The sequence below is a fragment of the Sphingomonas hengshuiensis genome (genome assembly GCF_000935025.1).
Lineage (GTDB): Bacteria > Pseudomonadota > Alphaproteobacteria > Sphingomonadales > Sphingomonadaceae > Sphingomonas > Sphingomonas hengshuiensis.
In genome coordinates this window covers 4,155,065-4,179,674 of sequence record NZ_CP010836.1, presented here as the reverse complement: position 1 = coordinate 4,179,674, position 24,610 = coordinate 4,155,065, and the positions used below count along the sequence as shown (strand labels likewise).

The 24,610-nt window shown below is 64.7% G+C and carries 25 protein-coding genes and 1 pseudogene; 16 read left to right on the top strand and 10 right to left on the bottom strand.

Features of this window, described 5'->3' with window-relative positions; translation table 11 throughout:
- The first annotated feature begins 308 nt into the window (after window positions 1-308).
- From trbB to TS85_RS18850, 12 genes and pseudogenes are all read left to right on the top strand, one after another.
- Window positions 309-1,234 (top strand): annotated as a pseudogene (gene trbB / locus TS85_RS18905) (P-type conjugative transfer ATPase TrbB).
- Window positions 1,231-1,560, top strand: a complete 330-nt coding sequence (locus TS85_RS18900) for a TrbC/VirB2 family protein (protein WP_044334292.1) — start codon at window positions 1,231-1,233, stop codon at window positions 1,558-1,560. The pseudogene trbB and the gene TS85_RS18900 overlap by 4 nt, the downstream one beginning before the upstream one ends.
- Window positions 1,560-1,838 (top strand): VirB3 family type IV secretion system protein, encoded by a 279-nt coding sequence (locus TS85_RS18895; protein ID WP_044334291.1) that lies wholly within the window; start codon window positions 1,560-1,562, stop codon window positions 1,836-1,838. Before TS85_RS18900 ends, TS85_RS18895 begins: the two co-directional genes overlap by 1 nt.
- 7 nt (window positions 1,839-1,845) lie before the next feature.
- Entirely contained in the window at window positions 1,846-4,272 is a 2,427-nt protein-coding gene (trbE, locus tag TS85_RS18890; RefSeq protein ID WP_044334290.1) for a conjugal transfer protein TrbE, read from the top strand.
- Window positions 4,273-4,277: 5 nt separating this feature from the next.
- Window positions 4,278-5,027 carry a P-type conjugative transfer protein TrbJ gene (trbJ, locus tag TS85_RS18885; RefSeq protein ID WP_155006611.1) on the top strand — a complete coding sequence of 250 codons (750 nt, stop codon included), beginning with the start codon at window positions 4,278-4,280 and terminating at the stop codon, window positions 5,025-5,027.
- A gap of 10 nt (window positions 5,028-5,037) precedes the next feature.
- The gene (gene trbK-alt / locus TS85_RS18880; RefSeq protein ID WP_044334288.1) at window positions 5,038-5,388 is read left to right on the top strand and encodes a putative entry exclusion protein TrbK-alt; all 351 of its coding nucleotides are present in this window, start codon (window positions 5,038-5,040) and stop codon (window positions 5,386-5,388) included.
- A gap of 1 nt (window position 5,389) precedes the next feature.
- Window positions 5,390-6,841: a P-type conjugative transfer protein TrbL gene (trbL, locus tag TS85_RS18875; protein ID WP_044334287.1), complete on the top strand. Its 1,452-nt coding sequence runs from the start codon at window positions 5,390-5,392 to the stop codon at window positions 6,839-6,841.
- Between the two features lie 4 nt (window positions 6,842-6,845).
- Complete coding sequence (gene trbF, locus TS85_RS18870; protein WP_044334286.1) at window positions 6,846-7,529, top strand: conjugal transfer protein TrbF; 684 nt, start codon at window positions 6,846-6,848, stop codon at window positions 7,527-7,529.
- On the top strand, window positions 7,526-8,533 hold the full coding sequence (gene trbG, locus TS85_RS18865; protein ID WP_044334284.1) for a P-type conjugative transfer protein TrbG: 1,008 nt from the start codon (window positions 7,526-7,528) through the stop codon (window positions 8,531-8,533). Before trbF ends, trbG begins: the two co-directional genes overlap by 4 nt.
- Complete coding sequence (locus TS85_RS18860) at window positions 8,530-9,738, top strand: TrbI/VirB10 family protein (protein WP_044334283.1); 1,209 nt, start codon at window positions 8,530-8,532, stop codon at window positions 9,736-9,738. Before trbG ends, TS85_RS18860 begins: the two co-directional genes overlap by 4 nt.
- Window positions 9,735-9,947, top strand: coding sequence for a DUF2274 domain-containing protein (locus TS85_RS18855; protein ID WP_044334282.1), 213 nt, complete (start codon window positions 9,735-9,737; stop codon window positions 9,945-9,947). Before TS85_RS18860 ends, TS85_RS18855 begins: the two co-directional genes overlap by 4 nt.
- A 55-nt stretch (window positions 9,948-10,002) precedes the next feature.
- On the top strand, window positions 10,003-10,224 hold the full coding sequence (locus tag TS85_RS18850) for a hypothetical protein (RefSeq protein ID WP_044334280.1): 222 nt from the start codon (window positions 10,003-10,005) through the stop codon (window positions 10,222-10,224).
- Window positions 10,225-10,226: 2 nt separating this feature from the next.
- On the opposite strand, the gene TS85_RS25565 is transcribed toward TS85_RS18850, so the two are convergent.
- The 8 genes from TS85_RS25565 to TS85_RS18820 all read right to left on the bottom strand — a co-directional run bounded on the left by TS85_RS25565 (window position 10,227) and on the right by TS85_RS18820 (window position 14,910).
- Window positions 10,227-10,727 (bottom strand): helix-turn-helix domain-containing protein, encoded by a 501-nt coding sequence (locus TS85_RS25565; RefSeq protein WP_155006479.1) that lies wholly within the window; start codon window positions 10,725-10,727, stop codon window positions 10,227-10,229.
- Complete coding sequence (locus TS85_RS18845) at window positions 10,687-11,157, bottom strand: hypothetical protein (RefSeq protein WP_155006478.1); 471 nt, start codon at window positions 11,155-11,157, stop codon at window positions 10,687-10,689. Before TS85_RS18845 ends, TS85_RS25565 begins: the two co-directional genes overlap by 41 nt.
- 69 nt (window positions 11,158-11,226) lie before the next feature.
- A complete protein-coding gene (locus TS85_RS18840; RefSeq protein ID WP_044334278.1) occupies window positions 11,227-11,577 on the bottom strand; it encodes a hypothetical protein in 351 nt (116 codons plus the stop codon).
- 59 nt (window positions 11,578-11,636) lie between these two features.
- The gene (locus tag TS85_RS26450; RefSeq protein ID WP_227698807.1) at window positions 11,637-12,227 is read right to left on the bottom strand and encodes a helix-turn-helix domain-containing protein; all 591 of its coding nucleotides are present in this window, start codon (window positions 12,225-12,227) and stop codon (window positions 11,637-11,639) included.
- Window positions 12,228-12,247: 20 nt separating this feature from the next.
- Window positions 12,248-12,448, bottom strand: a complete 201-nt coding sequence (locus TS85_RS18835) for a hypothetical protein (protein WP_044334277.1) — start codon at window positions 12,446-12,448, stop codon at window positions 12,248-12,250.
- Between the two features lie 533 nt (window positions 12,449-12,981).
- The gene (locus tag TS85_RS18830) at window positions 12,982-13,566 is read right to left on the bottom strand and encodes a hypothetical protein (protein WP_052508015.1); all 585 of its coding nucleotides are present in this window, start codon (window positions 13,564-13,566) and stop codon (window positions 12,982-12,984) included.
- A 142-nt stretch (window positions 13,567-13,708) separates the two neighbouring features.
- The gene (locus tag TS85_RS25560) at window positions 13,709-13,873 is read right to left on the bottom strand and encodes an SOS response-associated peptidase family protein (RefSeq protein WP_155006477.1); all 165 of its coding nucleotides are present in this window, start codon (window positions 13,871-13,873) and stop codon (window positions 13,709-13,711) included.
- Window positions 13,874-14,010: 137 nt separating this feature from the next.
- On the bottom strand, window positions 14,011-14,910 hold the full coding sequence (locus TS85_RS18820; RefSeq protein WP_044334276.1) for a LysR family transcriptional regulator: 900 nt from the start codon (window positions 14,908-14,910) through the stop codon (window positions 14,011-14,013).
- A 569-nt stretch (window positions 14,911-15,479) separates the two neighbouring features.
- On the opposite strand from TS85_RS18820, the gene TS85_RS18815 reads away from it, so the two are divergent.
- From TS85_RS18815 to TS85_RS18800, 4 genes are all read left to right on the top strand, one after another.
- Window positions 15,480-16,037, top strand: coding sequence for an RNA polymerase sigma factor (locus TS85_RS18815; RefSeq protein WP_077228693.1), 558 nt, complete (start codon window positions 15,480-15,482; stop codon window positions 16,035-16,037).
- Window positions 16,037-17,029 (top strand): FecR family protein, encoded by a 993-nt coding sequence (locus tag TS85_RS18810; protein ID WP_052508013.1) that lies wholly within the window; start codon window positions 16,037-16,039, stop codon window positions 17,027-17,029. Before TS85_RS18815 ends, TS85_RS18810 begins: the two co-directional genes overlap by 1 nt.
- 116 nt (window positions 17,030-17,145) lie before the next feature.
- Window positions 17,146-20,061 (top strand): TonB-dependent receptor, encoded by a 2,916-nt coding sequence (locus tag TS85_RS18805; protein WP_162184742.1) that lies wholly within the window; start codon window positions 17,146-17,148, stop codon window positions 20,059-20,061.
- A 38-nt stretch (window positions 20,062-20,099) separates the two neighbouring features.
- Complete coding sequence (locus tag TS85_RS18800; protein WP_162184741.1) at window positions 20,100-22,166, top strand: Atxe2 family lasso peptide isopeptidase; 2,067 nt, start codon at window positions 20,100-20,102, stop codon at window positions 22,164-22,166.
- Here the strand turns inward: TS85_RS18800 and TS85_RS18795 are convergent.
- Entirely contained in the window at window positions 22,155-23,906 is a 1,752-nt protein-coding gene (locus tag TS85_RS18795; protein ID WP_044334272.1) for an asparagine synthase-related protein, read from the bottom strand. The genes TS85_RS18800 and TS85_RS18795 overlap by 12 nt on opposite strands.
- On the bottom strand, window positions 23,903-24,559 hold the full coding sequence (locus tag TS85_RS24275) for a lasso peptide biosynthesis B2 protein (RefSeq protein ID WP_052508011.1): 657 nt from the start codon (window positions 24,557-24,559) through the stop codon (window positions 23,903-23,905). The genes TS85_RS18795 and TS85_RS24275 overlap by 4 nt, the downstream gene beginning before the upstream one ends.
- Between the last annotated feature and the right edge of the window lie 51 nt (window positions 24,560-24,610).

The following is a 24,610-nucleotide window of genomic DNA, read 5'->3' as shown; positions in this document are numbered from 1 at the left end:
GGTGCAGTGACATGACTCTCGCCGTGTCATAGCTCGGTAACCCTGACAGATTCCTCGTTCCCCGAGTCGCAGCTATTGAATCGCGGTCAGCAGTCAAACCAAGGAGCTTTAACGGTCCGGTTGGCTAGCCGAATGTTTCTTCTTCTACGCTAGAGCCCGAAGCGATCAAGTTCTTGTTGCGGATCGTCATTTTCGTACCTCCTTAGTCAGCCCTGTCGCCGGCGCACTGTTGCTCCGGCCCTAGCACAGGGTGCCGATCAGTGACCGCAGCTCCAGCCCGTTCAGAAGCTTCGCGCCGCGGCGCGCGCATGTTGCGGACTGCGCTTGGCACGTCGATCGCGGTATGGCTGGACGATCCCGAGATCGTCGAGGTCATGCTCAATCCCGATGGCCGACTGTGGATCGATCGGCTTGGCACTGGCCTGGCCGATACGGGGATGACCGTGCCAGCCGCCGACGGCGAACGCATCATTCGCCTTGTTGCGCATCATGTTGGCACCGAGGTCCACGCTCGCTCGCCGCGTGTCTCGGCAGAGCTTCCGGAATCGGGCGAGCGCTTCGAGGGCCTGCTGCCGCCGGTGGTCACGGCACCCGCCTTCGCGATCGTAAGCCTGCGGTCGCTGTCTTCACTCTCGACGACTATGTCGCGTCGGGCATAATCTCCGCCACCCAATGCGCGTCGCTCCGAATTGCGGTGACGGGACGCGAGAACATCCTCGTCGCTGGCGGCACCGGGACCGGCAAGACCACCCTGACCAACGCGCTGCTCGCCGAGATTTCCCGCAGCCAGGACCGCATCGTCATGATCGAGGACACCCGCGAGCTGCAATGCACCGCGCCCAACCTGGTCGCGATGCGAACCAAGGAAGGGGTGGCGACCCTCTCTGACCTGGTGCGGTCCTCACTTCGCCTGCGCCCCGACCGCATCCCGATCGGTGAGGTCCGTGGCGCCGAGGCGCTCGACCTCCTCAAGGCCTGGGGCACCGGTCATCCCGGTGGTTTCGGGACCATCCATGCCGGCACCGCGCTCGGCGCACTGCGCCGGCTCGAACAGCTCATCCAGGAAGCCGTCACCACGGTGCCGCGCCCGCTGATCGCCGAGACGATCGGATTGATCGCGGTGCTGGTGCGGAACGGGACCGGTCGCCGTCTCGCAGAACTCGCCCGGGTCGAGGGTCTCGATCCCTCCGGCGAATACCGCCTTCATTTCCTTACCAACGGAGAGTCCGAATGAACGTCTCGCTTTCCGCCGCCCGCATCCGCGGGACGGCTCTCTACACCTGCACCCTTGTTGCGCTCACCGCCGGCACGGCGCACGCATCGGGATCGTCGATGCCCTGGGAAAGTCCGCTCCAGTCGATCCTGGAGAGCATCGAAGGGCCCGTCGCCAAGATCATCGCGGTGATCATCATCATCGTGACCGGCCTGACCCTCGCTTTCGGGGAGACCTCGGGCGGTTTCCGACGGCTCATTCAGATCGTCTTTGGGCTCAGCATCGCATTCGCTGCGAGCTCCTTCTTCCTTAGCTTCTTCAGCTTCGGCGGCGGGGCGCTGATCTGATGGAAAGCTTTGATCCCGGCGCGGCCGTCCCCGGCTATTTCGCGCCCGTCCACCGGGCGCTGACCGAGCAGATCCTGCTCGGCGGCGCGCCACGCTCTGTCGCGATCGTCAACGGCACGCTAGCCGGTGCAGTCGGGCTCGGCCTGCGGCTGTGGCTGGTCGGCTTGGCGCTCTGGGCAGTCGGACATGCCGCCGCCGTCTGGGCGGCGCGCCGGGATCCCCAATTCCTTGAAGTCGGCCGGCGCCACATGCGCTACCCCGCCTTCCTGCGCGCGTGAGGCGGCCATGATGTCCCTCCGCGAATATCGCGCGCGCGGTTCGACGCTCGCCGACTTCCTGCCCTGGGCAGCATTGGTCGCGCCCGGTGTCGTGCTCAACAAGGACGGCTCGTTCCAGCGTACCGCTTCCATCCGGGGTCCCGACCTGGATTCCGCGACGCCCGCCGAACTCGTCGCGACTGCCGGCCGTCTTAACAGCGCGTTGCGCCGGCTCGGATCCGGCTGGGCAATCTTCGTCGAAGCGCAGCGCCTGACGGCCCAGGACTATCCTGACAGCGGCTTCCCCGATCCGGCCTCGGCGCTGGTCGAACGCGAACGCCGCGAGCAGTTCGGTGAGGAAGGGGCGCATTTCGAAAGCGCCTATTATCTGACGCTGCAATGGATGCCGCCTGCCGAGGACGCCGCCCGCGCCGAAGGCTGGCTGTACGAGGGGCGGTCGCGAAGGGGTATCGATCCCGACGAGCTGCTCGCCAATTTTGCCGATCGCAGCGCTCGCCTGCTGCAGCTGCTCGAGGGCTTTCTGCCCGAGGCGCATTGGCTCGATGATGGCGAGACGCTCACCTATCTCCACTCGACGATTTCCACCAAGCGCCAGCGCGTCCGCGTCCCCGAGACGCCGATGTATCTGGACGCGATCCTGGCCGATGAGCCGCTGGTTGGCGGCCTCGAGCCGCGGCTGGGCAGCCAGCACCTCCGGTCCCTGACCGTCACCGGCTTTCCAAGCGCCACCTTCCCGGGGCTGCTCGATGACCTCAATCGGCTGGCGTTCCCCTACCGCTGGGTCACGCGCGCGATCACGCTCGACAAGACCGACGCGACAAAGCTGCTCGGCCGTATCCGGCGGCAGTGGTTCGCCAAGCGCAAGTCGATCGCTGCGATCCTGAAAGAGGTGATGACCAACGAGGCGTCGGTGCTGGTCGACAACGATGCATCGAACAAGGCGGCCGACGCCGATCTCGCGCTGCAGGAACTCGGCGCGGACAGGGTCGGGCAGGCCTATGTGACCGCGACGATCAGTGTCTGGGACGCCGATCCAGGTCTGGCAGCCGAGAAGCTACGACTGGTCGAGAAGGTCGTGCAGGGCCGCGACTTCACGGTGATTGCCGAAGGCATGAACGCGGTCGAGGCCTGGCTCGGCAGCTTGCCCGGTCATGTCTACGCCAATGTCCGCCAGCCTCCTATCTCGACCCTAAACCTGGCGCACATGGTGCCGCTTTCTGCAGTCTGGGCGGGGCCGGTGGCCGATGAGCATTTCGAAGCGCCGCCGCTCTTCTTCGCGCGGACCGAGGGCTCGACGCCGTTCCGCTTCTCGCTACATGTCGGCGATGTCGGCCATACCCTGATTGCTGGCCCGACCGGCGCCGGCAAATCGGTGCTGCTCGCGCTGATGGCGATGCAATTTCGTCGCTACGAGAATGCGCAAATCTTCGCTTTCGATTTCGGCGGGTCGATCCGCGCCGCAGCATTGGCGATGGGTGGCGACTGGCAGGATCTCGGCCACGCGCTGCAGGACGAGAGCGCGCACGCCGTCCGGCTGCAGCCCTTGGCCAGGATCGACGACCTTGCGGAGCGCAGCTGGGCGACCGAATGGCTCGCCGCGATCTTCGGCGCGGAAGGCGTAGTGCTCGACCCGCAGGGCAAGGAGCATCTTTGGGCCGCGCTGAATTCGCTGGCATCCGCGCCGGTGTCGGAGCGGACGCTGACCGGTCTCGCAGTGCTGCTCCAATCGCAGCAGCTCAAGCAGGCGCTTGGTCCCTATTGCGTCGGGGGGCCGCATGGTCAGCTTCTCGACGCCGAGTCCGAGCACCTTGGTGAAGCGCGCGTCCAGGCCTTCGAAACCGAGGGCCTGGTCGGCAGTGCTGCGGCGCCAGCAGTGCTCTCCTACCTCTTCCACCGGATCGAGGCGAATCTCGACGGCGCCCCGACGATGATCATTATCGACGAGGGCTGGCTCGTCCTAGACAGCCCGGCGTTCGCTGCGCAGTTGCGCGAGTGGCTCAAGACGCTGCGCAAGAAGAATGCGAGCGTTGTGTTCGCGACCCAGAGCCTCGCCGATATCGAGACCTCGGCGATCGCGCCTGCGATCGTCGAGAGCTGCCCGACCCGCATCTTCCTCCCCAACGAGCGTGCGTTCGAGCCACAGATTGCCGCCATCTATCGTCGCTTCGGGCTGAACGAACGGCAAATCGAGATCCTCGCCCGGGCGATCCCCAAGCGCGACTATTATTGCCAGTCGCGTCGCGGCAACCGCTTGTTCGATCTTGGACTGGGTGAGGTCGCGCTCGCCTTCACGGCCGCCTCGTCACGCACCGACCAGCGCCGCATCGCCGAACTTCTCGAAGCCCATGGCCGCGCCGGTTTCGCCGCCGCGTGGCTGCGCGCCCGCGGCCTCGATTGGGCCGCGGATCTTCTCCCCCTCACGGCCCAGGAGTAACTATGATGTGTTCCTCTTCGCTTCGCCGCTACGCGCTTTCATGCGGCTCCGCCCTGCTGATCGCCTGCACCGCGGCGCCAGCCCACGCCCAGTTCGGCGGGATCGTCTACGACCCGACCAATTATTCGCAGAACGTACTGACGGCGGCCCGCACGCTCGAGCAGATCAACAACCAGATCAAATCGCTTCAGAACGAAGCGGAGTCGCTGATCAACGACGCGAAGAATCTGGCGTCGCTGCCGACCTCCGCGCTGCCCGAGCTCCAGTCGCAGGTGCGGCAGACCCAGCAGTTGCTCGGAAACGCCCAGCGGATCGCCTATTCGGTCCAGTCGATCGATGAGGCCTTCACCAGCCGATACCGCGGAGCGCCCATGTCGGCGACCGACAAGGCGCTGGTCGACAATGCTCGTGCCCGCTGGGAGGACACGGTCGCCGGGTTCGAGGATGCGCTCAAGGTCCAGGCCGGCGTTGTCGGCAATATCGAGGGATCGCGCGACGCGATGAGCCGCATCGTCGCCTCCAGCCAGTCGGCATCGGGCGCTCTGCAGGCGGCCCAGGCCGGAAACCAGCTTCTCGCGCTGCAAGCCCGACAGCTGGCAGACCTGACCGCGGTGGTGGCAGCCCAGGGCCGGGCCCAGGCGCTCGAAGCCTCGCAGCGTGCTGCCGCGCAGGACCAGGGACGCGAGCAGCTACGCCGGTTTCTCGCTCCCGGGATCGGCTATCAGCCGACCCCGGTTCAGATGTTCCACCGCTGAGGCTTGGGTGATGAACATCCGGCTTCCGGCTCGCATCGGTGCATTTGCGTGTCTCGGCGTTGCGTCCGCCATGGGTCTGCTCGCCCTGCGCGACGAGCCGAAGCTGGCATCACCGCTTCCGCCGCTCTCGACCGACCTGCCCACAGACCCGCTCCAGGCAAAGCTCCGGAGCTGCCAGTTGGCCGGGCAGGCGGCGGGCTCGGACCCGGGCTGCCTCGCAGCCTGGGCCGAGAACCGCCGACGGTTCCTGGGGGAGCGATCGCCGCCCGTCGAACCGGCTGGGGACGATGCGCCAGGCAAATCCTCCGAGCCGGCGATTCTCGTGAACGAGGCCATCGCCAACACACAGCAGGAGCAGTGACATGGGCGGCACAGGCGTCGTCGACCGGTTTCTCGAGGTATTCACCTCCTATATCGATTCAGGATTCGGCCTGCTGCAGGGCGAGGTGGCGTTTCTAGCAACCACGCTGATCGTCATCGACGTGACGCTCGCGGCGCTGTTCTGGACCTTCGGTGAGGGCGACGACATTATCGCCCGGCTGGTCAAGAAGACGCTGTTCGTCGGCATCTTCGCCTACATCATCGGCAACTGGAACATGCTCGCGAGGATCGTCTTCGAGAGCTTCGCCGGCCTTGGCCTCAAGGCTTCCGGCACGGGATTCACCACCGCCGAACTGCTCCAGCCGGGGCGCGTCGCCCAGGTGGGTCTCGACGCCGGTCGTCCCATCCTCGACTCGATCTCCGGGCTGATGGGCTACATCAGCTTCTTCGAGAACTTCATCCAGATCGTCGTCCTGCTGTTCGCTTGGGCGATCGTGCTGCTCGCCTTCTTCGTGCTGGCCGTGCAGCTGTTCGTGACGCTTATCGAGTTCAAGCTGACCGTGCTGTGCGGGTTCGTGCTGATCCCGTTTGGTCTGTTCGGGAAGACCGCGTTCATGGCCGAACGCGTGCTCGGCAACGTCGTCTCCTCGGGCATAAAGGTTCTGGTAATCGCAGTGATCGTCGGCATCGGCTCGACGCTCTTCTCAGAATTCACCGACGCGATCGGCAACGCGCAGCCGACGATCGAGGACGCCATGGCGATCGTGCTGGGCGCGCTATGCCTTCTTGGCCTGGGAACATTCGGCCCCGGCATCGCCAGCGGCATCGTCTCCGGAGGCCCGCAGCTCGGCGCAGGCGCGGCGGCCGGCACCACACTCGCCGCGGGCGGCGTGATCGCAGCCGGCGCGGCTGCCGGGGGCGCCGCGCTCGGTACTACCGGCGGTGCGCTCGCGGGTGCAGGACGAACCGTCAGCACCGCGACCAGCGCTTATCGTTCTGGAGCGGCAGGTAAGTCGGGCATGTCCGGTGTCGCATCGGGTCTTGGCAATGTCGGGCGCACCGCCGCCAGCAGCGCCCTGTCGCCGCTCCGGCGTACAACCGGCGGTTCCTCCAGTGGCTCTGCGGCAACCGGCGGCGGTTCTGGCGATAGCGGCGGCAGCAATACCGGACCTGCACCGGTTCCCGCAGGAGTCGAGCGGGACTCTGGTGGCGTTCCTAAGCCCCAGACCCGCCCCGGCCCGGTTGAGCGCGATAGCGGAGGGGCACCGCTTCCCCAGGCCGAAGCGGGAACGCCGTCGCCAGCTGCCCCGGAGGCGTCGTCGGACGCGGCTCCGCCTGCACCCGATGCCCCCCGTAGCGAACCACCCGCCTGGGCCAAGTCGATGCGCCGACACCAGGCGATCGTCCACGGCGCCAGTGTTGCCACACACACATTGCGCGGCGGCGACAGCAGCGGCCCCGGCGCCTCCGTCAGCGTCACCGACAAGGAGTGAATATATGTTTCGACGATCGACAGTGCGCTACGGCGCTACCCCAGAACCCGAGACGCCCTATCAGCGGGCCGGGCAGGCCTGGGACGACCGCATCGGCTCCGGCCGGGTGCAGGCCCGCAACTGGCGCCTCGCCTGCTTCGCCGCACTCGCCCTGCTGGCACTGTCCACCGCCGGCCTGATCGGCATGGCGATGCGCGGCTCGATCACCCCCTGGATCGTCCAGGTCGATAAGATGGGCGAAGCGCAGGCCGTAGCACCCGCCGACGCGGACTATCATCCGAGCGATCCGCAAATCGCGTATCACCTGGCGCGCTTCATCGAGAATTTCCGGGGCATTCCGGCCGACCCGGTCGTGCTGCGCCAAAACTGGCTGCGGGCCTATGACTTCACGACCGCCAAGGGTGCCCTCGCACTCAACGACTATGCCCGCAACAACGACCCCTTCGCGCAGGTCGGCAAATTCCAGGTCGCGGTCGATATCTCCAGCGTGATCCGCGCCTCCGATAGCAGCTTCCGCATCTCGTGGATCGAACGGCGTTACCAGGACGGCAGCCTCGCCGCGACCGAGCGCTGGTCGGCGATCGCGACGATCGTGATCCAGACTCCGCGTACCCCCGAGGCGCTCCGCAAGAATCCCCTCGGCGTATTCGTCAGCGCCCTCAGCTGGTCAAAGGAACTCACGCAATGACCCCCATCCCTATGGCAATTCTGCCGGCCCTGGCGACGCTCGCTGCCTTGCCGCTTGCTGCATGCAGCGCATCCCACGCGCAGACTGTACCGCTGACCTTCGACGCCGCTCCTGCAGCGGCACCGGAGCCGGAACAGCCCAAGACTGTCGAGATCGTCCGCATTCCCGAGCCGCTCCCCTTGCCGGGGCAGTTGAAGCCGGTCTCGACCGCATCAGCGCCAGAACGCTCAGACCCGAAGACCCGGATCGGCACCGCCAATGCTGCCGCACGCATGCAACCCGTGCGCGACGGGTTTCTCAACGCGATCCAGCTTTACCCCTGGGCAGAAGGCGCGCTCTATCAACTCTATTCCGCGCCCGGTCAGGTCACCGACATTGCGCTGCAGGAAGGCGAGCAGTTGGTCGGGCCAGGTCCCGTTGCTGCGGGCGATACCGTTCGCTGGATCATCGGCGACACTGTCAGCGGATCGGGGGCGGGGCAGCGCGTCCATATCCTGATCAAGCCCACAAGGACCGGTCTCGTCACCAATCTGGTGATCAACACTGACCGGCGGACCTATCATCTGGAGCTGCGCTCGACGCCCGAGACATACATGGCCTCGGTGTCCTGGACCTATCCGCAGGACGCGTTGATCGCGCTCACCGCCCGGAGTCGCGAAGCGGCGGCAGCCGCCCCGGTCGTGCGCAACATCGAGATTGATGCGCTGAACTTCCGCTACAGGATTGAGGGCGATCGCCCGTCGTGGCGACCGCTGCGCGCATTCGATGACGGGCGGCAGGTGTTCATCGAGCTTCCGGCGAACATCGGCCAGAGCGATCTTCCTCCGTTGTTCGTCGTCGCTTCCAAGGGCGAAGGCGAACTGGTCAACTACCGTGTTCGCGGGCGCTATCTTGTGGTCGATCGCCTGTTCGCCGGCGCCGAGCTGCGGCTCGGGTCAGGAAGGTCCGAGAAGCGAGTGCGCGTTCTGCGTGACGGTGCGATGCCGGTGGAGAAGGCGAAATGAATGCCGCTGCTGAACCCGAGCCCGTTGGTGTTGCCGATCTGCGCCTGCGCGGCGATCCGCCTCACGTGATGCGTCTTTCGCGTAAGGCCCTGGTTGCCGTCGGATTGGTCACGACTGCCGGCATCGGCGGCGCGCTGATCTATGGCCTCCAGCCGTCGACGCCGAAGAGTCAAACCGAGCTATACGCGACCGACAATCGTGCGACGTCCGACAACCTTGCCGCCGCGGCCAAGGACTATTCGCAGGTGCCCAGGCTGGGTCCGCCACTTCCGGGCGATCTGGGCAGGCCGATCCTGTCTGCGCAACAACGTGGGGTCGATGTTCCGCGACCGCCGATGGGCGCCCCTTCCGCAGCTCCGGCCGCCAATGCCGCCCAGGCGGCACGCGAGCGGGCGCGTCAGGAGCGCGACGCCGCGCGCACGAGCAAGGTTTTCGTTGACGGTGGCGGCGCCGCCGGACCTGCAGTTGCGGCGTCTGGATCAGCGGCACAAAGCCTTGGGCTTGCTAATGCGAGGGCCGCGCCAGCGACCCCCTTCAGCCCAGGCGGAGGATCAGGCCAAGCCGCGAAGCGGGACTTTATGCGTTCTTCCGGAAATGGCCAAATCGAGAGCGGTTATCGGCTAAAGTCTTCTACTTCCCCCTATGTCGTGCAGGCGGGAAGCATCATTCCTGCCGCGTTGATCACGGGCATCCGCTCGGACCTGCCCGGCACGATCACTGCTCAGGTCACGCAAAATGTCTATGACAGCGTGACCGGAAAGTACCTGTTGATCCCGCAAGGGAGCCGGCTGATCGGCGAATATGATTCAGAGATATCAATCGGCCAGAGCCGGGTTCTGCTCGCCTGGGACCGGCTCATCCTTCCTGACGGGCGCTCGATGGAGCTCGACCGGCTGCCAGGCGCGGATGCGTCGGGCTATTCCGGCCTGCAGGACCAGGTGAAACACCATTGGGGCAGCATGTTGCGCGCCGCGTTGATCTCGACGCTTCTAAGTGTCGGCACGCAGCTCGGGAACAGCGACGATGACGGTCTCCTCAGAGCGCTGCGTCAAGGGACTTCGGAATCGATCGGACGCACCGGTCAGGATCTCGTCCGTCGACAGATGAATGTGCGGCCCACGCTCACGATACGGCCAGGCTTTCAGCTTCGCGTGATTGTCACCCGAGACATCGTGATGGCAGCGACCGATGGAGGGACGAAATGACGCTCAAGCTTGGCCCCATCGCCGATGACAAGCCGGTCAGGGTGTCGATCGACGTTCCCGCAGAAGTCTATCGGGACCTGACTGCCTATGCAGAAGCCCATGCGAGCGCTACCGGTCAGGCGTCGCAAGGTCCGGCGAAACTGATTGTCCCCATGCTCGCCCAGTTCATGGCGACCGACCGTGGTTTTGCGAAGGTCAGGCGACAGTGACCCATGCAGCATATGCCAATGGGTACCAACCTCGGATTGGCGCTTGCAATGCGGTATGGTGATGACCGGATTATATCTGTGGAAGTGGCTGTTCGCGTTCAGCCTCGCGAAAGCCGAAGCCTCGCATCAGGTGCATGGCTGCTGCATCGGTCTCGGCGGCAGCGCGATGTTGAGGATGGCGCTGGAAGCCTTGCCGTATAGCCAGCCAGCAGCAGTGACGCTGCTTGCTGTGGGCGCCTTTTGCGCTCGGCCTCGGACTGTGGCGCACGAATTTTAATGCTAGCGACCTGCGCCCGGCAGAGCCATCCAAGGCACGCGTTCCAGCCATGTTCGGATCGGATCGCGTGCGGCGTCAGTGAGACGAATATAGGTTCGCCGGGCGTCGATCGCGTCGGACTCACGACTGATCATCCCCAGCTTTTCGAGGTGGCTCAACCACCGCAGACCTGTGGTTGCCGGAACGCAGGAAGCAATGCATGCGCTCGACACCGATACGCGCGTTCCTTCCAGCTCACACGCGAAGAGATCAAGCAATATATCCCATGCCGGGTCTGCGAAAAGCTCCGCGGGGAGCAAATTTTCTCGTAAACGACGAGAGGCCAGGTAGCGACGGATCTGAGCGACCTCAGACAGGCGTGGTCCCCGGGCTAGCCGGCTATCAGGCTCCTTCTGACGAGACAGCTCTGCAAGCTGGTCGGCGATCGTGCGGCATTCCCTCGCGAGCACCGCGAATTCATCCTCAGTCGGCCCGGAGCCGGTCTTTGACCTGGGTTCGTTCATCGATCGGCTCTGGCCTGCTCGGGGGCAATATGCCCGCACGTCGATCCAGCATAATGCCCGCAACCATCGCGAGCAGTAGCGGCAGACTCCAGAACGACTGGAGAGCGAAATAAATGATTGGTTTCAGCGCGGGCTGGGCAATTGTTGCGGCGTGCGTGGTCACGCTGATAAGGTGAAACGCCGCCATCCAGAGCGGCCAATATGACCGACTTCGCAGCGCCATAAGGACGAGGCCTCCGAGCAGCAGTACGTCTATCCCGAATACGGGAATTTGTGTGTGATGCCATCCGTAATCCAACCACGAGGCTGGCACACTTAGCAAAGCGGCAGCAATGAGCATTACGACAATACATCGGCCTTCAGTTCCCCCAGCGAACCAGGCATATGCGCAGCTTGCGGACAACAAAATTGAGAACAGAGTGCCGACCATTGCACTGACTCCATCACACAGATGTGCTGGGCGTCAAGGCAAGGTCGGCCCGGAGCGGATGGTGATGGATCAAACGACCGCAGATTCGTCGATCTTGGCTTCGGCGGTCGTGAAGAAAGTCGCGGGAGCGCCCCAGCAGCCGAAGTCGACCGTGTCGAGATTGCTCTGACGCTGAATAACGACCATCTGGACTTGCGCCTGAACCATCTCCTTGCGCCCCGCGAGGATCTTGCCATACCCGTCGTTCAGTGTCTCCAGCAGCTTTTGCTTTGTGCGGGGATGCATTCCCGAACCGGCAGTGCCCTCCAGCACCGATCCCGCAACACGCGCACTGGCAAGAAGTGCGGTGTCGGCGGCGTTGAAGACATCGGTGATGTCGCCAGCGATCACCCGGGCGGCGCCCTCGGTAAGCTTAGTCATGACTCCTCCTTGCGCCGTACGGCGCTTAAATTTCTAGATTGTGGAGATTCTTCAGCGCTTCAGCGCAGCGCGTCGAAGCACGTTCGAATTACGATTACGCAAGCGACAAACATGAGGGTCGAGAACAGTGAGATCCTTGCAATCGCGTAGATCCGTCGTGATCCAGATAGAACATTTTCCCGTCCCCCGATCGGCGGAAGCAATCTGCCCGGGCGGCTTTCCGACGGGGCACCTGCAACCTGGGATCTTTCATCCGCCGGGCTGGGGGTTTGGGCAACCGGCAGCGGCTGCCTAGGCAGTTCCTGCCCAACCATTTCGGAGTGCCCATCGACAGTCCCGGCGGGTGGAGGCGCGTGCCTCTCGCTGGCGTCCGGCCTGCTTGGTAGCTGCTCTTGCCTGATCGCTTGCTCATGGTCTGCAAGTTTGCGGGCGGCTTCTGCCCGTCCTGGCACCTCGAGTAGCTGGACAGCGGCCAGCAGGTGATTGTCGACCGTGGAATAGGATATGCCGAGCTGCCGCCCGATCTCCTTTGACGTGTAGCCCTTTGCAACAAGCCGCAGGCAATCCTTCTGCCGGGTCGTTAGGCGGTGCACTCGACTCGCCGCCTTTCCCTTTTCCGGCTTGCCCAGGGGCGCCACACAAGCGGGCATGAACGGGCCAGCTGCCGCCATCATTCCGGATCCGGGGCGGTTGAGTCATGATTGGGGCCGCCCACAGCTGAAAGCGGGACGCCGAGCATGTCGCGCGCCATTTGCAGGTGGCAGGTAACTAGTGTCGCTCCGAGATGCTCGGCGATCATGATCGCCGTCTCGATTTGGGTGTCGAGTTTGCGATGCAGCGCTGCGGTATCGACGGCCCGTTGAATCATCATTCCAGTATGCGCGGATGCTCGATAGCAGACAAGCGAGGGCAATGAGGACCGGAGCACGAAGTGGGACAAGAACTGAAATGATATGTTGCGGGAGGTCGTCGGGACCTCCCGCAACGGGCAGCGGTCCGTGTGCCACTGCCGCCGGGAATGCCCGATTTTCTTCCGCTTCGCCCGCCCGTTTTATGAATGACGTTCGATGCATTGTCCCCGCTTGCGCGCGCGGCGGCGCGGCGGCGCGGCGGCGCGGCGGAGGGTGCGAGATTTAAGATGTGGATTGATGCAGCAGGTGCAGTGCAGTCGCGCTATGGCGCGCGGCGGCGGGATGCTCGATTTCAGGCGAACGAGGCTATGAGGCCGTACAGCGCGACCAACGCGCCAGCAATGACGATGGCAGCCACACATCCCCGCATCAGCCTGCCATCGGCAGGAAGATCACTCGGGTGCGGCCAAGGCTTCATCCCCAAGGTTGAACGGGCAGTATCGGGGAAGGCGCGTCGAAGAGTGCGGGCATTCGGCAACCTCCCCCGAATAGTCTACTTTGCTGGGTCAGACGTTGGGACGGTCATGCCGACAGGCGCGCCGGGCGCAAAGGTGATCGGGACGTCCTCTTCCACAAATCCGGTCATATTGCTGCCGGCCGGAATGCGCGCACTGGTGCCCGTAAGGAAAAATCCTGCGACCGGGAGCAGGACAGCTGCGCCCACGACGCCCGCCGTGCCGGTGACGCCCTTGTCGTCCATCGAGCCCGAAAGCCGGATCTGGAGGTCATTCGCGCGGACATAGAGGATCCGCACTTCGATCTTCCCCGACTTCCCCCACATGCCCTTGTTGCGGACGCTGACGACCTCGCCCATCGCGGGGCTGCCAACGGGAATCACGATCTTGTTGTTGACAGTGACAGGCTCCGAGACTTCCAAATTGAAGCGGTAGCCCACCTTCAACTTCTTGCCTTCCGTGGTCAGCTCGGTGAGCGTGCGCAGCGGCACAGACGTTCCTGCGCGTAGAATGGCGGCGTTCTCGGAACTTGCGGTCTCAGCTGGTGGCGCTGTCACAGTTTGAGCGTTTGCAGTCGTGATGAAAGCCAGCGCCATTGCGACGCCGGAAAATACCGATTTCATATTGCCTCCCCCTAGAGCGCACGAGTTAGGGTTGCCTCGTATTCTAAGTCAACAAGTCAATAATCATTGCAATTTCTGCGGTGCCGACGCGCAGTCAGAGGATTGAATTGCGCTAGACGGAAAAGTCGAAGCTCGGTGTCGGTCAGCGGATCTGGGTCACCTCGAGCGTGCCCGCTGGCGCCGGGAGCAGGACCTCTCCGGCAGGGACAGTCGAATCAAGCCAGCGGCCCCAGTCGTCCCGCCCGAGCATCACGATCTGCCGACTGTGATAGCGCGCGACGTGCGGGCCGGGCGCAGTCGCCAACATCGTAAACAGCTATTTGCGTTTGGATCGGCGCTTTGGCGCGCTTCGCCGACGGCGGATCGGTGGTTTCGTGACGCCGCCGGCGACGATCAGGCCGCGCCCGGAATCGAAAGCGCGTCCTTCGACCCGCGCGCGCAGTTTCAAAGGCAGGGCAGCGTTCGACCGTACCGCTTCGCGAGCATCGTCAGGAAGCGCCGGAGAACGGCACTCTGATTGTCGCGTCGCCAGTGGATCGCCTGCTCGAGATAGGTGGGACCGAACGGATCATGGACCGGGCAGAGCACGCAGTCATCGCCGTCGCGTGCTATCCCTGTCGTCACGACGACATGTCCGTTGCCCGCGAAAGGCAGCAGGTTCTCACGCCGCACATCCTGGATGCGCACGCTCGGGCCAAACCCTGGACCGGAAAGGCGAGAGGTTACGAGATCGTTGAGGTACGGTCCGGGATCGACCTGGGAGATGACGAAGGTCATTCCCCTGAGATCTGTCCAGTATAGTGGCGCGCGAGCGCACAGCGGATCGCCATGCGCGAAGCCGATCATCACTTTTTCGCTCCAAAAGGATAGCGAGGTGATGCCGGGACGTTCCGCCTGTCCGCACATCACCGCGAAATCGAGCTGGTCACGCTCCAGACCTCGCAGCAGCCGTGTGCGGCTCCGCTCCTTTGCCGACAACTCCACATCGGGACAGGCGGCTCGGAACTCGCGCACAACTGCCGACAGGTCGCCGCTGCCGAGCGAGCCGTGAAAGCCGAACCGCAGCAGCCCGGCTGTCCCGCGTGCCATCGCGGCGCATTCCTGGTCGAGCGCGTCGATATCAGCGACGATATTTCGTGCCTTGCGCAGGAAACCTTCACCGGGGCTGGTCGGAATCACCCCCTGGGTCGAGCGTCGGAACAGCGCGAGGCCGATCCGGTCTTCGAGGTAGTGGACCTGCTTGCTCAGCGTCGATTGCTTGACCCCGAACCGGTCGGCTGCCTTGCTGAAGCTGCCGGTGTCGGCTGCCGCAAGCGCGTAGCGCAGCAAATGAACCTCGATCATCCCAGCCTCTCTGCCGAGTTGCGTGGCCGGTGGTTAAGCCGGCGATCACGATAGCTGTACCATCACCGTCAAGTAGCCGAGCCGCCATTCTAAGAAATGGGGGTGCGAAGCCGGTTCTATTGCTTCGCCTCTATGCTACCCAAGCCCGTCGCTCGCACCACCTCCAGGGCCGCTGGTTTCACCGAGCCGCGCCCGCAAGTCGAATAGCCAGGCGGTGTGTGTTGCACGTTTGCACCGGTTGCGGTCGGAATCGGTCCGAAGTGACTACGATTCCTTGGTTTATCGATTGCCTTGCATTTAGATCTGTTCCAATCCAAGTCTTGGAATGCGTCGTCCAAAGCACGGCGCCGAGGCTTGAGAACCTCGTTTGAGCTCCCCAATCCAGGCTCTAGCGGCCGGGTGGCCGACGCGCATGTTCAGGTCGTTCGCGACTAAAGGCGTCGGCGCAAGTCCTCAAACTTGTTCTCAACACCCGGCTTCCAGCCGGATGCCTCGCCATGGGAGGCATTACGATGCGCTTGACGATCAGGGCGAGGCTTGTTCCGTGTCCGGCAACGGGAGCGGCCTGAATGTCGCCCCCATTGCCTTCGATCGCACCGGCCCTGGAGGACGCCGAGGTGCCTGCGAACGCGGCGCCAGGCATCGAGATGATCTATCGCAACGAGCGCCAGGCCCTGGTGCGGTTCATCACGCGGCATCGTTCTAATCCCGAGGATGCCGGCGACGTCGCGCAGGAAGCCTTTTTGAGGTTGGCGCAAAGCGAGCAGGGTCGTTCCGACGCAATCCTTCGGCCTCGCGCGTTTCTCTGGCAGATCGCGCGCAATCTGATGCGCAACCAGGCCAAGAGCGCGGCGGCACGCGGCGAGCGCCTTCACGTCGTCTATGACGACGAGGCGGTTTCAGATAGGAATGAGGTCGCCCGTCTCGAAGCGCGCGATGGCCTCGCGCGGGCCGAAGCGGTAATGCGCCGGATGAAGCCCAAGACTCGGGAAATATTCATGGCAGTTCGCCTCGATGGGATGAGTTACGCCGAAATTGCGGAGCGCACGGGTATGACAGTCTCGGGCGTCGAGAAGCAGATGGCACAGGCGATGGCGATGCTGTTGAAGAATGCAGGCCGGGACTGATGGCGCGTGGCGAAGGCGGCCGCACGGACGGAGCCGACCATCAGGCAGCCCAGTGGTTTGCGCGGATGCAGGGACCTGACCGCGCCGCGGCGCTCCTTGCGTTCGAGCGCTGGCGCGCTGCTGACCCAGCGCATCGCGCAGCCTATGCGGAGGCGGAGCGGCAATGGCAGACAACGGCGGGCCTGGCCGGCACCGCGATGGGACGGGCAAGACGGCTTCCCGAGCGGCGTCTGCCACTCTGGCAACTGCCCGTTGCGCGCGCTGGCTTTGCGCTGGCGATGGTTCTGGCCTTGCTGGCCGGCTTGTGGCTGCATCGCGTGCCAGTCGGGCAGCCTTTGCCAGCGCTTGTGGCCGCCGAGGATCTTCAGGCGAGCCGGATCGGCGAAATCCGCGCCTTCAAGCTCGCCGACGGCACGACCGTCACGCTCGACACAGACAGCGCGATCGATGTGCGGTTCTCTGGCGAAGCGCGGGTTGTCCGCCTGACAAGGGGCCGGGCGCGGTTCGACGTAATCCATGACGCTTCGCGCCCCTTCCTGGTGGAGGCGGCCGGCCGGACGGTAACCGCGCGCGGGACGCTGTTCGATATAGGGTTCGAGCCGGGAGGCGTGAGGGTGACCCTCTTGCGCGGCGCGGTCGATGTTCGCGGCCTGACGCCGGCCGGCGGTGTCGCCGCCGTGACGCGGCTCGCGCCGGGTGAGTGCTTTACCGACGTTCCCGCGCATCCGCGGGTTGCCAAGGCAAGCATCGGCGCGCAGCAATGGGTGTCTGGCATGCTCGACTTCGACGCCGTCCCGCTCGGCGATGTGCTCCAGCAGACCAATCGCTATTCGGCAAAGAAGGTCCGGCTAGGCGATCCGGCGCTTGCCTCGCTGCGGGTCACCGGCGCGTTCCGACCTGTCCCGGTCGAGCAACTTGCCGCAAGTCTCGCTTCGGCATTTTCGCTGCGGGTCGAGCGCACCACACAGGGCGATTTCGTCCTCAAGCGCTAGGCACCGAACCAACGAAAGAAATTCGGGCGGGTTTTCCGTGCCGCATTGTCTCTCCTCCCAGACGGTCATTTCGATGACGAAATTGGGAGCAGAATATGCGGTTGGGGAAGAGGGGCGTGCTGGCACTAGCAAGCACGGCGATTGTAATGACGGTGCCGGTCGCGATCGCGCAGCGGACCGATGGCGCGCGCAAGTACGACGTGCCGAGCCAGGACCTGGGAGCTGCATTGCGTCAGGTCGCGCAGCAATCGGGCACGCCGGTTATCGCTCCGACCGACCTTGTCGATGGCCTTACCGCACCGGCACTCAAGGGCCGCTATCTTCCTTCGGCAGCCGTGGCCCAGTTGCTGCGAGGCAGCCATTTGCGTGTCGTAACCGTCGGGGCAACGCTGGTCGTGCAGCGCGACGATCCCGCCCCGGAGGGAAACCAGATCGCAGAAGGCGAGCGCGAAATACTGGTCACCGGAACCCGCATACGCGGTAGCGGACCCGTCGGCGTGCCGGTCATCAGCATCGACCGCAACGACATGGCCGAAGCCGGCTTCGCCACGACCCAGCAGATCGTGCAATCAATCCCGCAGAATTACAGCGGCGGCGCGATCGAGGGGATGAGCGGGCTGATCACCGGCGCCGGCAACGGCAATGTCAGCCGCGGGGTCGGCGTGAATCTGCGTGGCCTTGGCCAAGGCTCGACCTTGGTCCTCATTAACGGAGACCGGCCACCGCTTGGGGGATTTTCGGGCACCTTCTCAGACCTTTCCGTCATTCCCGCTTCGGCGATAGAACGCGTCGAGATCGTACCCGACGGTTCCTCCGCCATCTATGGTTCGGATGCCGTCGCGGGCGTGGTGAACGTGGTGACCCGCAATAACTTCAGCGGCGCCGAGTCAAGCTTCCGCATCGGCACAGCCGATGGCGACGCCCAGGAATATCAGTTCAGCCAGGTTCTCGGGGCAAAATGGTCCGGCGGTAATCTGGTCGCGGCCTATGAGTTCTACCACCGCGACAATCTCTCCGCCGACGATAGGCCCTATATCACCGACGACCTTCGCGCCTTTGGCGGCGGTGACTATCGTGGCAATTATGCGAGCCCAGGCACGATCGTCGCGGGAGGGATCAACTTCGCTATCCCCCGCGGACAGTTCGGCAACGGGCTGACGGCCGCGAAATTGACGCGCGGGGCGATCAATCGTGGGGATGGCTGGGGCGGCACCGATATCCTGCCCGAGCAGCAGCGCCATTCGCTGTTCGTCTCGTTCAGCCAGGACCTGACCGGCAATCTGCGCTTCTACGCCCGCGGCCTGGGGACCTGGCGAAAGTTCGACGTCGCGGTCCGCAGCGGCGCAGATACACGTCGCACGGTCCCGGTCACCAATCCCTATTATGTCGATCCGATCGGCACACACCTGCCGATCGGAGTGAATTACAGCTTCGTGCGCGACCTCGGAAACGAGCGCTATCGAGGCGACGTCCGGGCTTATGGCGGCACGGCGGGCCTAGACCTGACGCTGGGCGGCTGGTCTGTCGATGCGCACGGCACCTGGGGCAAGCAGGACGAGCGCTATGACTATCTGAACCGCGTCAACTCGGCGCGCCTCGCGCTGGCGCTGGCCGACACAAACCCCGCCACCGCCTATAATCTTCTGGGCGACGGGCCTTCGACCAATCCCGCCACGATCGAGTCCATCCGCGGTTACAGCAAGAGGCGCTGGGACGCCTTGGTCTGGTCGGCTTCGCTGCGCGCAGATGGTCCGCTGTTCGCATTGCCGGCGGGTGACGTCCGCATCGCGGTCGGCGGGGAATATCGCGAGGACCGTTACCGGGACCGCGAGAATATCTCCTACACATCCATGCTGGCACCGCGCGCCAACGCGCTGACCCCGTTGCCCGGGCCGCGCACGGTCAAGGGCGCCTATGCGGAGGTGCGAATTCCCGTGTTCAACGAGGCGACGGCGGTGCCGCTGTTCCGCCGCCTCGATCTGTCGGCGGCGCTTCGTTCGGAACATTACAGCGACTTCGGCAGCACCACGAACCCGAAAGTCAGCTTTGCCTGGGAACCGCTTGGCGGCATTACGCTGCGCGGAAGCTACGGCAAGTCGTTCCGCGCGCCCGGCGTTACCGAGCTTCGCCAGGATCCCGACACGTTCGGGCAGTTCGCCTATCCGGTGGTCGATCCCCAGTCCCCGACCGGCATGTCGAACATCATGGTTATCCGCGGCAACGACCCGGATCTGGGGCCCGAGCGCGCCACGACCTGGACGCTGGGAGCGGATTTGAAACCCGCAATGCTGTCCGGGCTGCGGCTTGGCGTCACCTGGTTCGACGTCAAGTACCGTGACAGGATCGCCTCGGTCGCCTCAAGCGTCACCACCTATCTGATCAATCGCGACATCTATGCACCGATCCTGACCTTCAATCCGTCGGCAGCGCGTATCGCCGAGTTGTTCGCCTCGCCATATTATCTGGACCTGGCGGGCATCCCCAGCACCGCGCCGATCATCGCGATCGCAGATGCCCGGACCCGCAATCTGTCGGTCGTCAAGCAGTCCGGGCTCGATCTCGACCTACAATATGATTTCGGGCTGGGCGGCGGGAATGCCACGATCGGCGCGACCGGGACCTATATCTTCGAGATCAAGCAGCAGCTGACCGCGACCTCGGCGCCGGTCGATGTGGTCGATACCGTCGGCAATCCGATAGACCTGCGTGTTCGCGGGCGCGCGACCTGGAACAAGGGCGGCGTTGGGGTCGCGTTGTTCGCCAATTATGCCGACGGCTATCAGAACAGGACCGTCACCCCGGCGCAGCGCGTCTCGTCCTGGACGACGTTCGACCTCAATCTGGGTTACAGTTTCCAGCAGTCCTCAGGACCGTTCAAGGGGCTCCGTGTCGCGCTCAACGCGAGCAACCTGTTCGATTCCGATCCGCCTTATGTGAGCTATGTCGTCGGTACGCTCGCGGTCGGCTTCGATGGCGAGAATGCGAACCCGATGGGCCGCTTTGTTGCGCTGCAGGTCTCCAAATCATGGTGAGGCACCTGATCCGCGCTACCATCCCCTTGCTCGCCTGCATGACCGGGGTGGCGCACGCAACGCCCGCGGCATGTGGGGAGCGCCTGTTGCCGCCCTCCTCCAGGGCGGCAACAGGTCAACGGGCGATCGCCGCGCGCGATCTGATCGAGCTGCGCGACTTTGGGATGATGTTCGACAGCGCCAAAAGGCCCGCCTTCAGCCTGTCTCCGGACGGCAGGTATGCGGCGCTGATCCTGCGGCGAGCCGATCCCGACACTGATAGCTATTGCTTCGGAGTGATGCTGGTGTCGTTGGACGGACGCATCGCGTTTCGCCTGCTCGATGTCGGCGGCGAGTTCATCCAGGCGATGACCGACCCTTACGGCGTCACGGGCGTGCCCTCGGGGCTGCCAGTCACCGAGCCGCCACTATGGTCGCCCGGCGGGACCTCGCTTGCCTATCTTCGCCGCGACAGGGGCCAAACCCAGATTTGGCGGGTCGGTCTCGAAGGCGCCCCTGCGGAGCAGGTGACCAACCTCACCACCGAGCCGCGCAGCCTTGCCTGGAGCAAGGACGGCCGGACCTTGCTGTTCACGACGCGCAGGCTGTTCGATGCCGGGGTCGCCGAAATCGAGCGCGAGGGGCGGTCGGGCTATCTCTATGACGAACGCTTCTGGTCGATCGCCTATGCGAGACCTACGCCCAAGCTGCCGCTGCCGACCGAGATCAATGCGCTCGACCTCGCGACCGGGGAAAGCCGTGTGGTCTCGGTGGAACAGGCCGCCGCGATGAAGGGTGACGCTGCGGTCGTATTTCCTGCGGACGCAGGCGCCACAGCGGCCTCGCCAACCGGTAACCGCGCCTGGGTGGCGAGCGAGCGTGCCGATCTCCCCCGTGGTCCCACTTTGCTGTGGGTGGAAGTGGACGGTCAGAGCGTGCCTTGCACGAGCCGGGCCTGCCGCGAGCCGATCGCTGCTCTCTGGTGGAGCGGGTCTGACGTCCTCTACATTCTGCGCAACGGCAATGCCGACAATGGCGGACGCAGTGCGCTGTACCGGTGGCGCCCGAGCGCCGAGCCGGGTCCGCGCCTCGTGCTCGAGACCAAGGATTTCCTCCCAGGATGCGCGCTGACGGGTGCATCGCTGATCTGCGCGCGAGAGACGGCCACGCACCCCCGAGTCCTCGAGCGCATCGATCCGGCGACCGGCAGCAGTACGACGGTCTTCGATCCCAATCCGGAGTTTGCGGGCTTTCCGCTGGGCAAGGTAGAGCGGCTGACCTGGACCGACCGGGACGGCGTGCGCACCTATGGTGACCTGACGCTCCCGCCGACTCACAAACCAGGCGAGCGCCATCCCCTCATCATCGTCCAATATGTCTCGCGGGGTTTTCAGCGCGGCGGGCAGGGCGACGAATACCCGATCCAGCTGCTCGCCGCGCGGGGCTATGCCGTGCTCAACTTCCAGTGGCCCGCTGAAGCCCCGGAGGCTGCCGCGAAAGCCAGCGCCGAGGCCGCGCAGCGCGTCAAGGTCAGGAACTGGTCGGGGCGGCGACGCATCTTCACTGCGCTCGAGGCCGGAATCGATACCGTGATCGCCAAGGGGGTGGCCGATTCGCGGTTGATCGGAATCACCGGCTTGAGCGACGGCGCAAGCACCGTCCAGTTCGCGCTCAACAATTCGACTCGCTTCAAGGCTGCGATCATTTCGTCCTGCTGCGACGACCCCAATGCGGCCTTCAATGCGGGGCCGGGCTACGGCAACAATGTCGTGCAAGGCGTGGGCTACCCGCCCGCGGGCGCGGATGGCCGGGAGTTCTGGCGAGGCCAGTCGATCGCTTTGAATGCCGACCATCTCCGGGTGCCGCTGCTGATGAACCTGGCCGACGGCGAGTTTCGGATGGCGCAGGAGGCCTTTGCCGCGCTCAAAGCGCATGACGCCCCGGTCGAGATGTATGTCTATTCCGACGAATGGCACACCAAGCATCATCCGGCGCACCGTTTGGCCATCTACGACCGCAACATCGCCTGGTTTGATTTCTGGCTCCTCGGGCTCGAATCGAACGATCCCGCGCTGGCTGCCGAGATCGCGCGTTGGAAGGTCATGCGAGCGGCGTCACCGAAGTGACCGGGCTTCCCAATGCCGCACCCACGCCTCGACCTCGACGAGCGCCATGAGTTCCGGGAGCGCCTCGCCGTCCGCCATCGTGCCGTCCAGAAAGCCGGCAATGCGCTCCCGGTCTAGCAGTCCTTGCCGCGCGAGCGCGCCGTCCAGGAGCATCTCGCGCAAAATCGTCATGTTCGCCCGGATCACCCGATAGGCGAGGCTGCTGAACGAGACCTTGGTGCGGCGGTCGATGACCGACGCGGGGAGGCGATCCCGGAATGCCTCACGCGCCACCGCGCGGTTATTGCCGCCAATGCACCAATACCAAGTCGGAATGGCGATGCAGGTCTCGGCGATCGGCTGGGACAAAAGCGGTGCCAGCAGGGGAGCCATGGCCTCGCGGCCATAGCCTTCGAGCTGGTTCTGGATCCCGATGATCGACCAGACGTGATTGCGTTTTCCAGGCGGGACTCCCGGAGGGGCAGCGAGCCAGGAATTGCCCTCCGGCCAGGGCAGGGTCTCGGGGACATGCCGCGCGAGGAAGGCGTTGGTCATCGGCCTTGGCATTGAAGAATGCGCCCGAGGCAAGCGCCGGGCAGCGGCTGCAAGCACCTTCCAGATATTGGTTCGCGTCAGCTGAGCGATGTCGCCAGCGCTTTCGAAGATGCCCCTGCCGAGTCCCTCGGCCGTCAGGCGATCGATCAACGGCAGCGCCGAATGGGTGAGGCAGAACATGCTGTCCCCGCCGCCGCCGCCAAAGAACGCGTCGATGCAAAGCTTGGCCGCCACCTTCTGGATCGGACGATCGAGCGCCTGGGAAAAGGCGCGCGCGCAGGGTCTCGGCAAATCCTGCGCATCGCTGTGGCCGATATCGACCGTTGCGGCGTCCGCGACCAGCTCGGCGAGCGGATATCCCAGATGCTCGGCGACCGCTCGCGCCCATGGCAGCTCGCTGGCATCTCCGGCCGCCGGACCGAAGGTGAGGCAGTGAATCGCCGGCCCCGGAGCGCGCATCCCGGCGGCGACGATCGAAGAATCGAGACCGCCGGAGATCTCGATCATCGGGCGCTCGAAGCAACCGGCCCATGCGCCCAGCGTCACGATCATGACATCGCGCAGGGTCGTAATCGCTTCCGCAGGGTCGGTGATCCGGGCTGCGGGCTGCGCAAACTGCCAGGGCGACCAGGCGCAATGCGTGGAAGCGCCGCGCTCACTCAGGTCGAGCACTGCGCCGGGGAGCAACTCGCTCACCCCCCGAAGACAGGTGCGCGCCGGTCGGAAATCGCGATAGACAAGCGACTGCGCCACGATCGTCCAGTCGATGATGGGGTCGAGCAGGCCGGTGCCGAACAGCAAGTCAGGCCGCGAAGTCAGGACATGCACGCCGTCGATCTCGGCGTGGTAGCAAGGCACCATGCCCGAGGGGTCGCGCAGAATCTCGACTCGGTCCTCGAAGGCGCGGATTGCAACATAGCCGCCCCAATAGGCTTTCACGAAGTCGCGGGAGGAAAGCGCCTCCTCTCCTGACATCGCGGTCACGCGCTTGCTGTCCACGCGTCGGAACAGATGCCCCAAGATAATGCCTCGGCCGTTTGGCAGCGTGAGTTGCGCTGCCGCCGGGTCGCCGACAACCCGAAGCTCTGGCACCGCGACCAAATCGGCCATGCCTGGCGCCTGCAGTTTCTCGGTGAGCCGGTGCATCCGCTCGGCGGCCTCGGGCCCTGGACGGGCGACGACCGCCAAGTAGAAAGCCTTGTTCATATCGCGAGAATCGGAGTGAAGCCCGACACGTGATCGAAGCTGTCGTTGAGGATCACGTCCGGGGTCTGTAGCCAGCAATGGGCGGCGAAAGGCTCGGGGGTGATACCGAATACGAGCTGCGATCCAAGGCCCCGTCGGGCGAGCCAGCGCTCAAGCGCGAGCGAATCGAGCAGGCAGTTGCGGGCGATAGGCACCATTCGTCGGGCACGCTCGAACGCTTGCGCTTCGGCGAGTGCGGCCTGCACATTGCTCCGTGGGAGCATAGGGCCCCGGGTGAATATCCCGGTCAGAATGTGGTTCAGCGAGAAGGCGCGCAGTGACAGCCGCATGCTGGCGACGCTCATCGCGACTCGGAAAGGGAGCCCGTTGCCGCGTTCCGACGCATCGGCTCGGCCGAGCCCGGCAGGGATCGTCACGCGCTCCTTGAGCACGTTGGTTGGCTCCGGATCGCCTTCCTTCAGGACGCGCGCTCGGATCAGCGTGTCGATCACGGCCTTGGGGGTAACCGCGGAATAGTTGCGGTCGAGCCAGGCAAGCATCTCGCTTGATGCTGCGGCCGGAACCCGAAAGTACCGGTCCTGCCGGACATCCAGGACGAACAGCGAGTCGGATGCGACGCATGCGGTCGCATGTGGCAATATGCGCCAGAACATGCCGGGTGCCGGCTCCTTTGGGTCGGGCGGCGCAAGCTGCTGCTGCGCTGG

Coding starts and splice junctions, on each gene's coding strand:
- trbG (WP_044334284.1), top strand. CDS start 7,526: ATGACCCCCATCCCTATGGCAATTCTGCCGGCCCTGGCGACGCTCGCT.
- TS85_RS18860 (WP_044334283.1), top strand. CDS start 8,530: ATGAATGCCGCTGCTGAACCCGAGCCCGTTGGTGTTGCCGATCTGCGC.
- trbK-alt (WP_044334288.1), top strand. CDS start 5,038: ATGAACATCCGGCTTCCGGCTCGCATCGGTGCATTTGCGTGTCTCGGC.
- TS85_RS18845 (WP_155006478.1), bottom strand. CDS start 11,157: ATGGTCGGCACTCTGTTCTCAATTTTGTTGTCCGCAAGCTGCGCATAT.
- TS85_RS26450 (WP_227698807.1), bottom strand. CDS start 12,227: ATGCCCGCTTGTGTGGCGCCCCTGGGCAAGCCGGAAAAGGGAAAGGCG.
- TS85_RS18800 (WP_162184741.1), top strand. CDS start 20,100: ATGACCGGGGTGGCGCACGCAACGCCCGCGGCATGTGGGGAGCGCCTG.
- TS85_RS18795 (WP_044334272.1), bottom strand. CDS start 23,906: ATGAACAAGGCTTTCTACTTGGCGGTCGTCGCCCGTCCAGGGCCCGAG.
- TS85_RS25565 (WP_155006479.1), bottom strand. CDS start 10,727: ATGAACGAACCCAGGTCAAAGACCGGCTCCGGGCCGACTGAGGATGAA.
- TS85_RS18855 (WP_044334282.1), top strand. CDS start 9,735: ATGACGCTCAAGCTTGGCCCCATCGCCGATGACAAGCCGGTCAGGGTG.
- TS85_RS18895 (WP_044334291.1), top strand. CDS start 1,560: ATGGAAAGCTTTGATCCCGGCGCGGCCGTCCCCGGCTATTTCGCGCCC.
- trbL (WP_044334287.1), top strand. CDS start 5,390: ATGGGCGGCACAGGCGTCGTCGACCGGTTTCTCGAGGTATTCACCTCC.
- TS85_RS18815 (WP_077228693.1), top strand. CDS start 15,480: ATGTCGCCCCCATTGCCTTCGATCGCACCGGCCCTGGAGGACGCCGAG.
- TS85_RS18840 (WP_044334278.1), bottom strand. CDS start 11,577: ATGACTAAGCTTACCGAGGGCGCCGCCCGGGTGATCGCTGGCGACATC.
- TS85_RS18835 (WP_044334277.1), bottom strand. CDS start 12,448: ATGATGATTCAACGGGCCGTCGATACCGCAGCGCTGCATCGCAAACTC.
- trbF (WP_044334286.1), top strand. CDS start 6,846: ATGTTTCGACGATCGACAGTGCGCTACGGCGCTACCCCAGAACCCGAG.
- TS85_RS18820 (WP_044334276.1), bottom strand. CDS start 14,910: ATGATCGAGGTTCATTTGCTGCGCTACGCGCTTGCGGCAGCCGACACC.
- TS85_RS24275 (WP_052508011.1), bottom strand. CDS start 24,559: ATGTTCTGGCGCATATTGCCACATGCGACCGCATGCGTCGCATCCGAC.
- trbJ (WP_155006611.1), top strand. CDS start 4,278: ATGTGTTCCTCTTCGCTTCGCCGCTACGCGCTTTCATGCGGCTCCGCC.
- TS85_RS18830 (WP_052508015.1), bottom strand. CDS start 13,566: ATGAAATCGGTATTTTCCGGCGTCGCAATGGCGCTGGCTTTCATCACG.
- trbE (WP_044334290.1), top strand. CDS start 1,846: ATGATGTCCCTCCGCGAATATCGCGCGCGCGGTTCGACGCTCGCCGAC.
- TS85_RS18810 (WP_052508013.1), top strand. CDS start 16,037: ATGGCGCGTGGCGAAGGCGGCCGCACGGACGGAGCCGACCATCAGGCA.
- TS85_RS18850 (WP_044334280.1), top strand. CDS start 10,003: ATGGTGATGACCGGATTATATCTGTGGAAGTGGCTGTTCGCGTTCAGC.
- TS85_RS25560 (WP_155006477.1), bottom strand. CDS start 13,873: ATGTTGGCGACTGCGCCCGGCCCGCACGTCGCGCGCTATCACAGTCGG.
- TS85_RS18900 (WP_044334292.1), top strand. CDS start 1,231: ATGAACGTCTCGCTTTCCGCCGCCCGCATCCGCGGGACGGCTCTCTAC.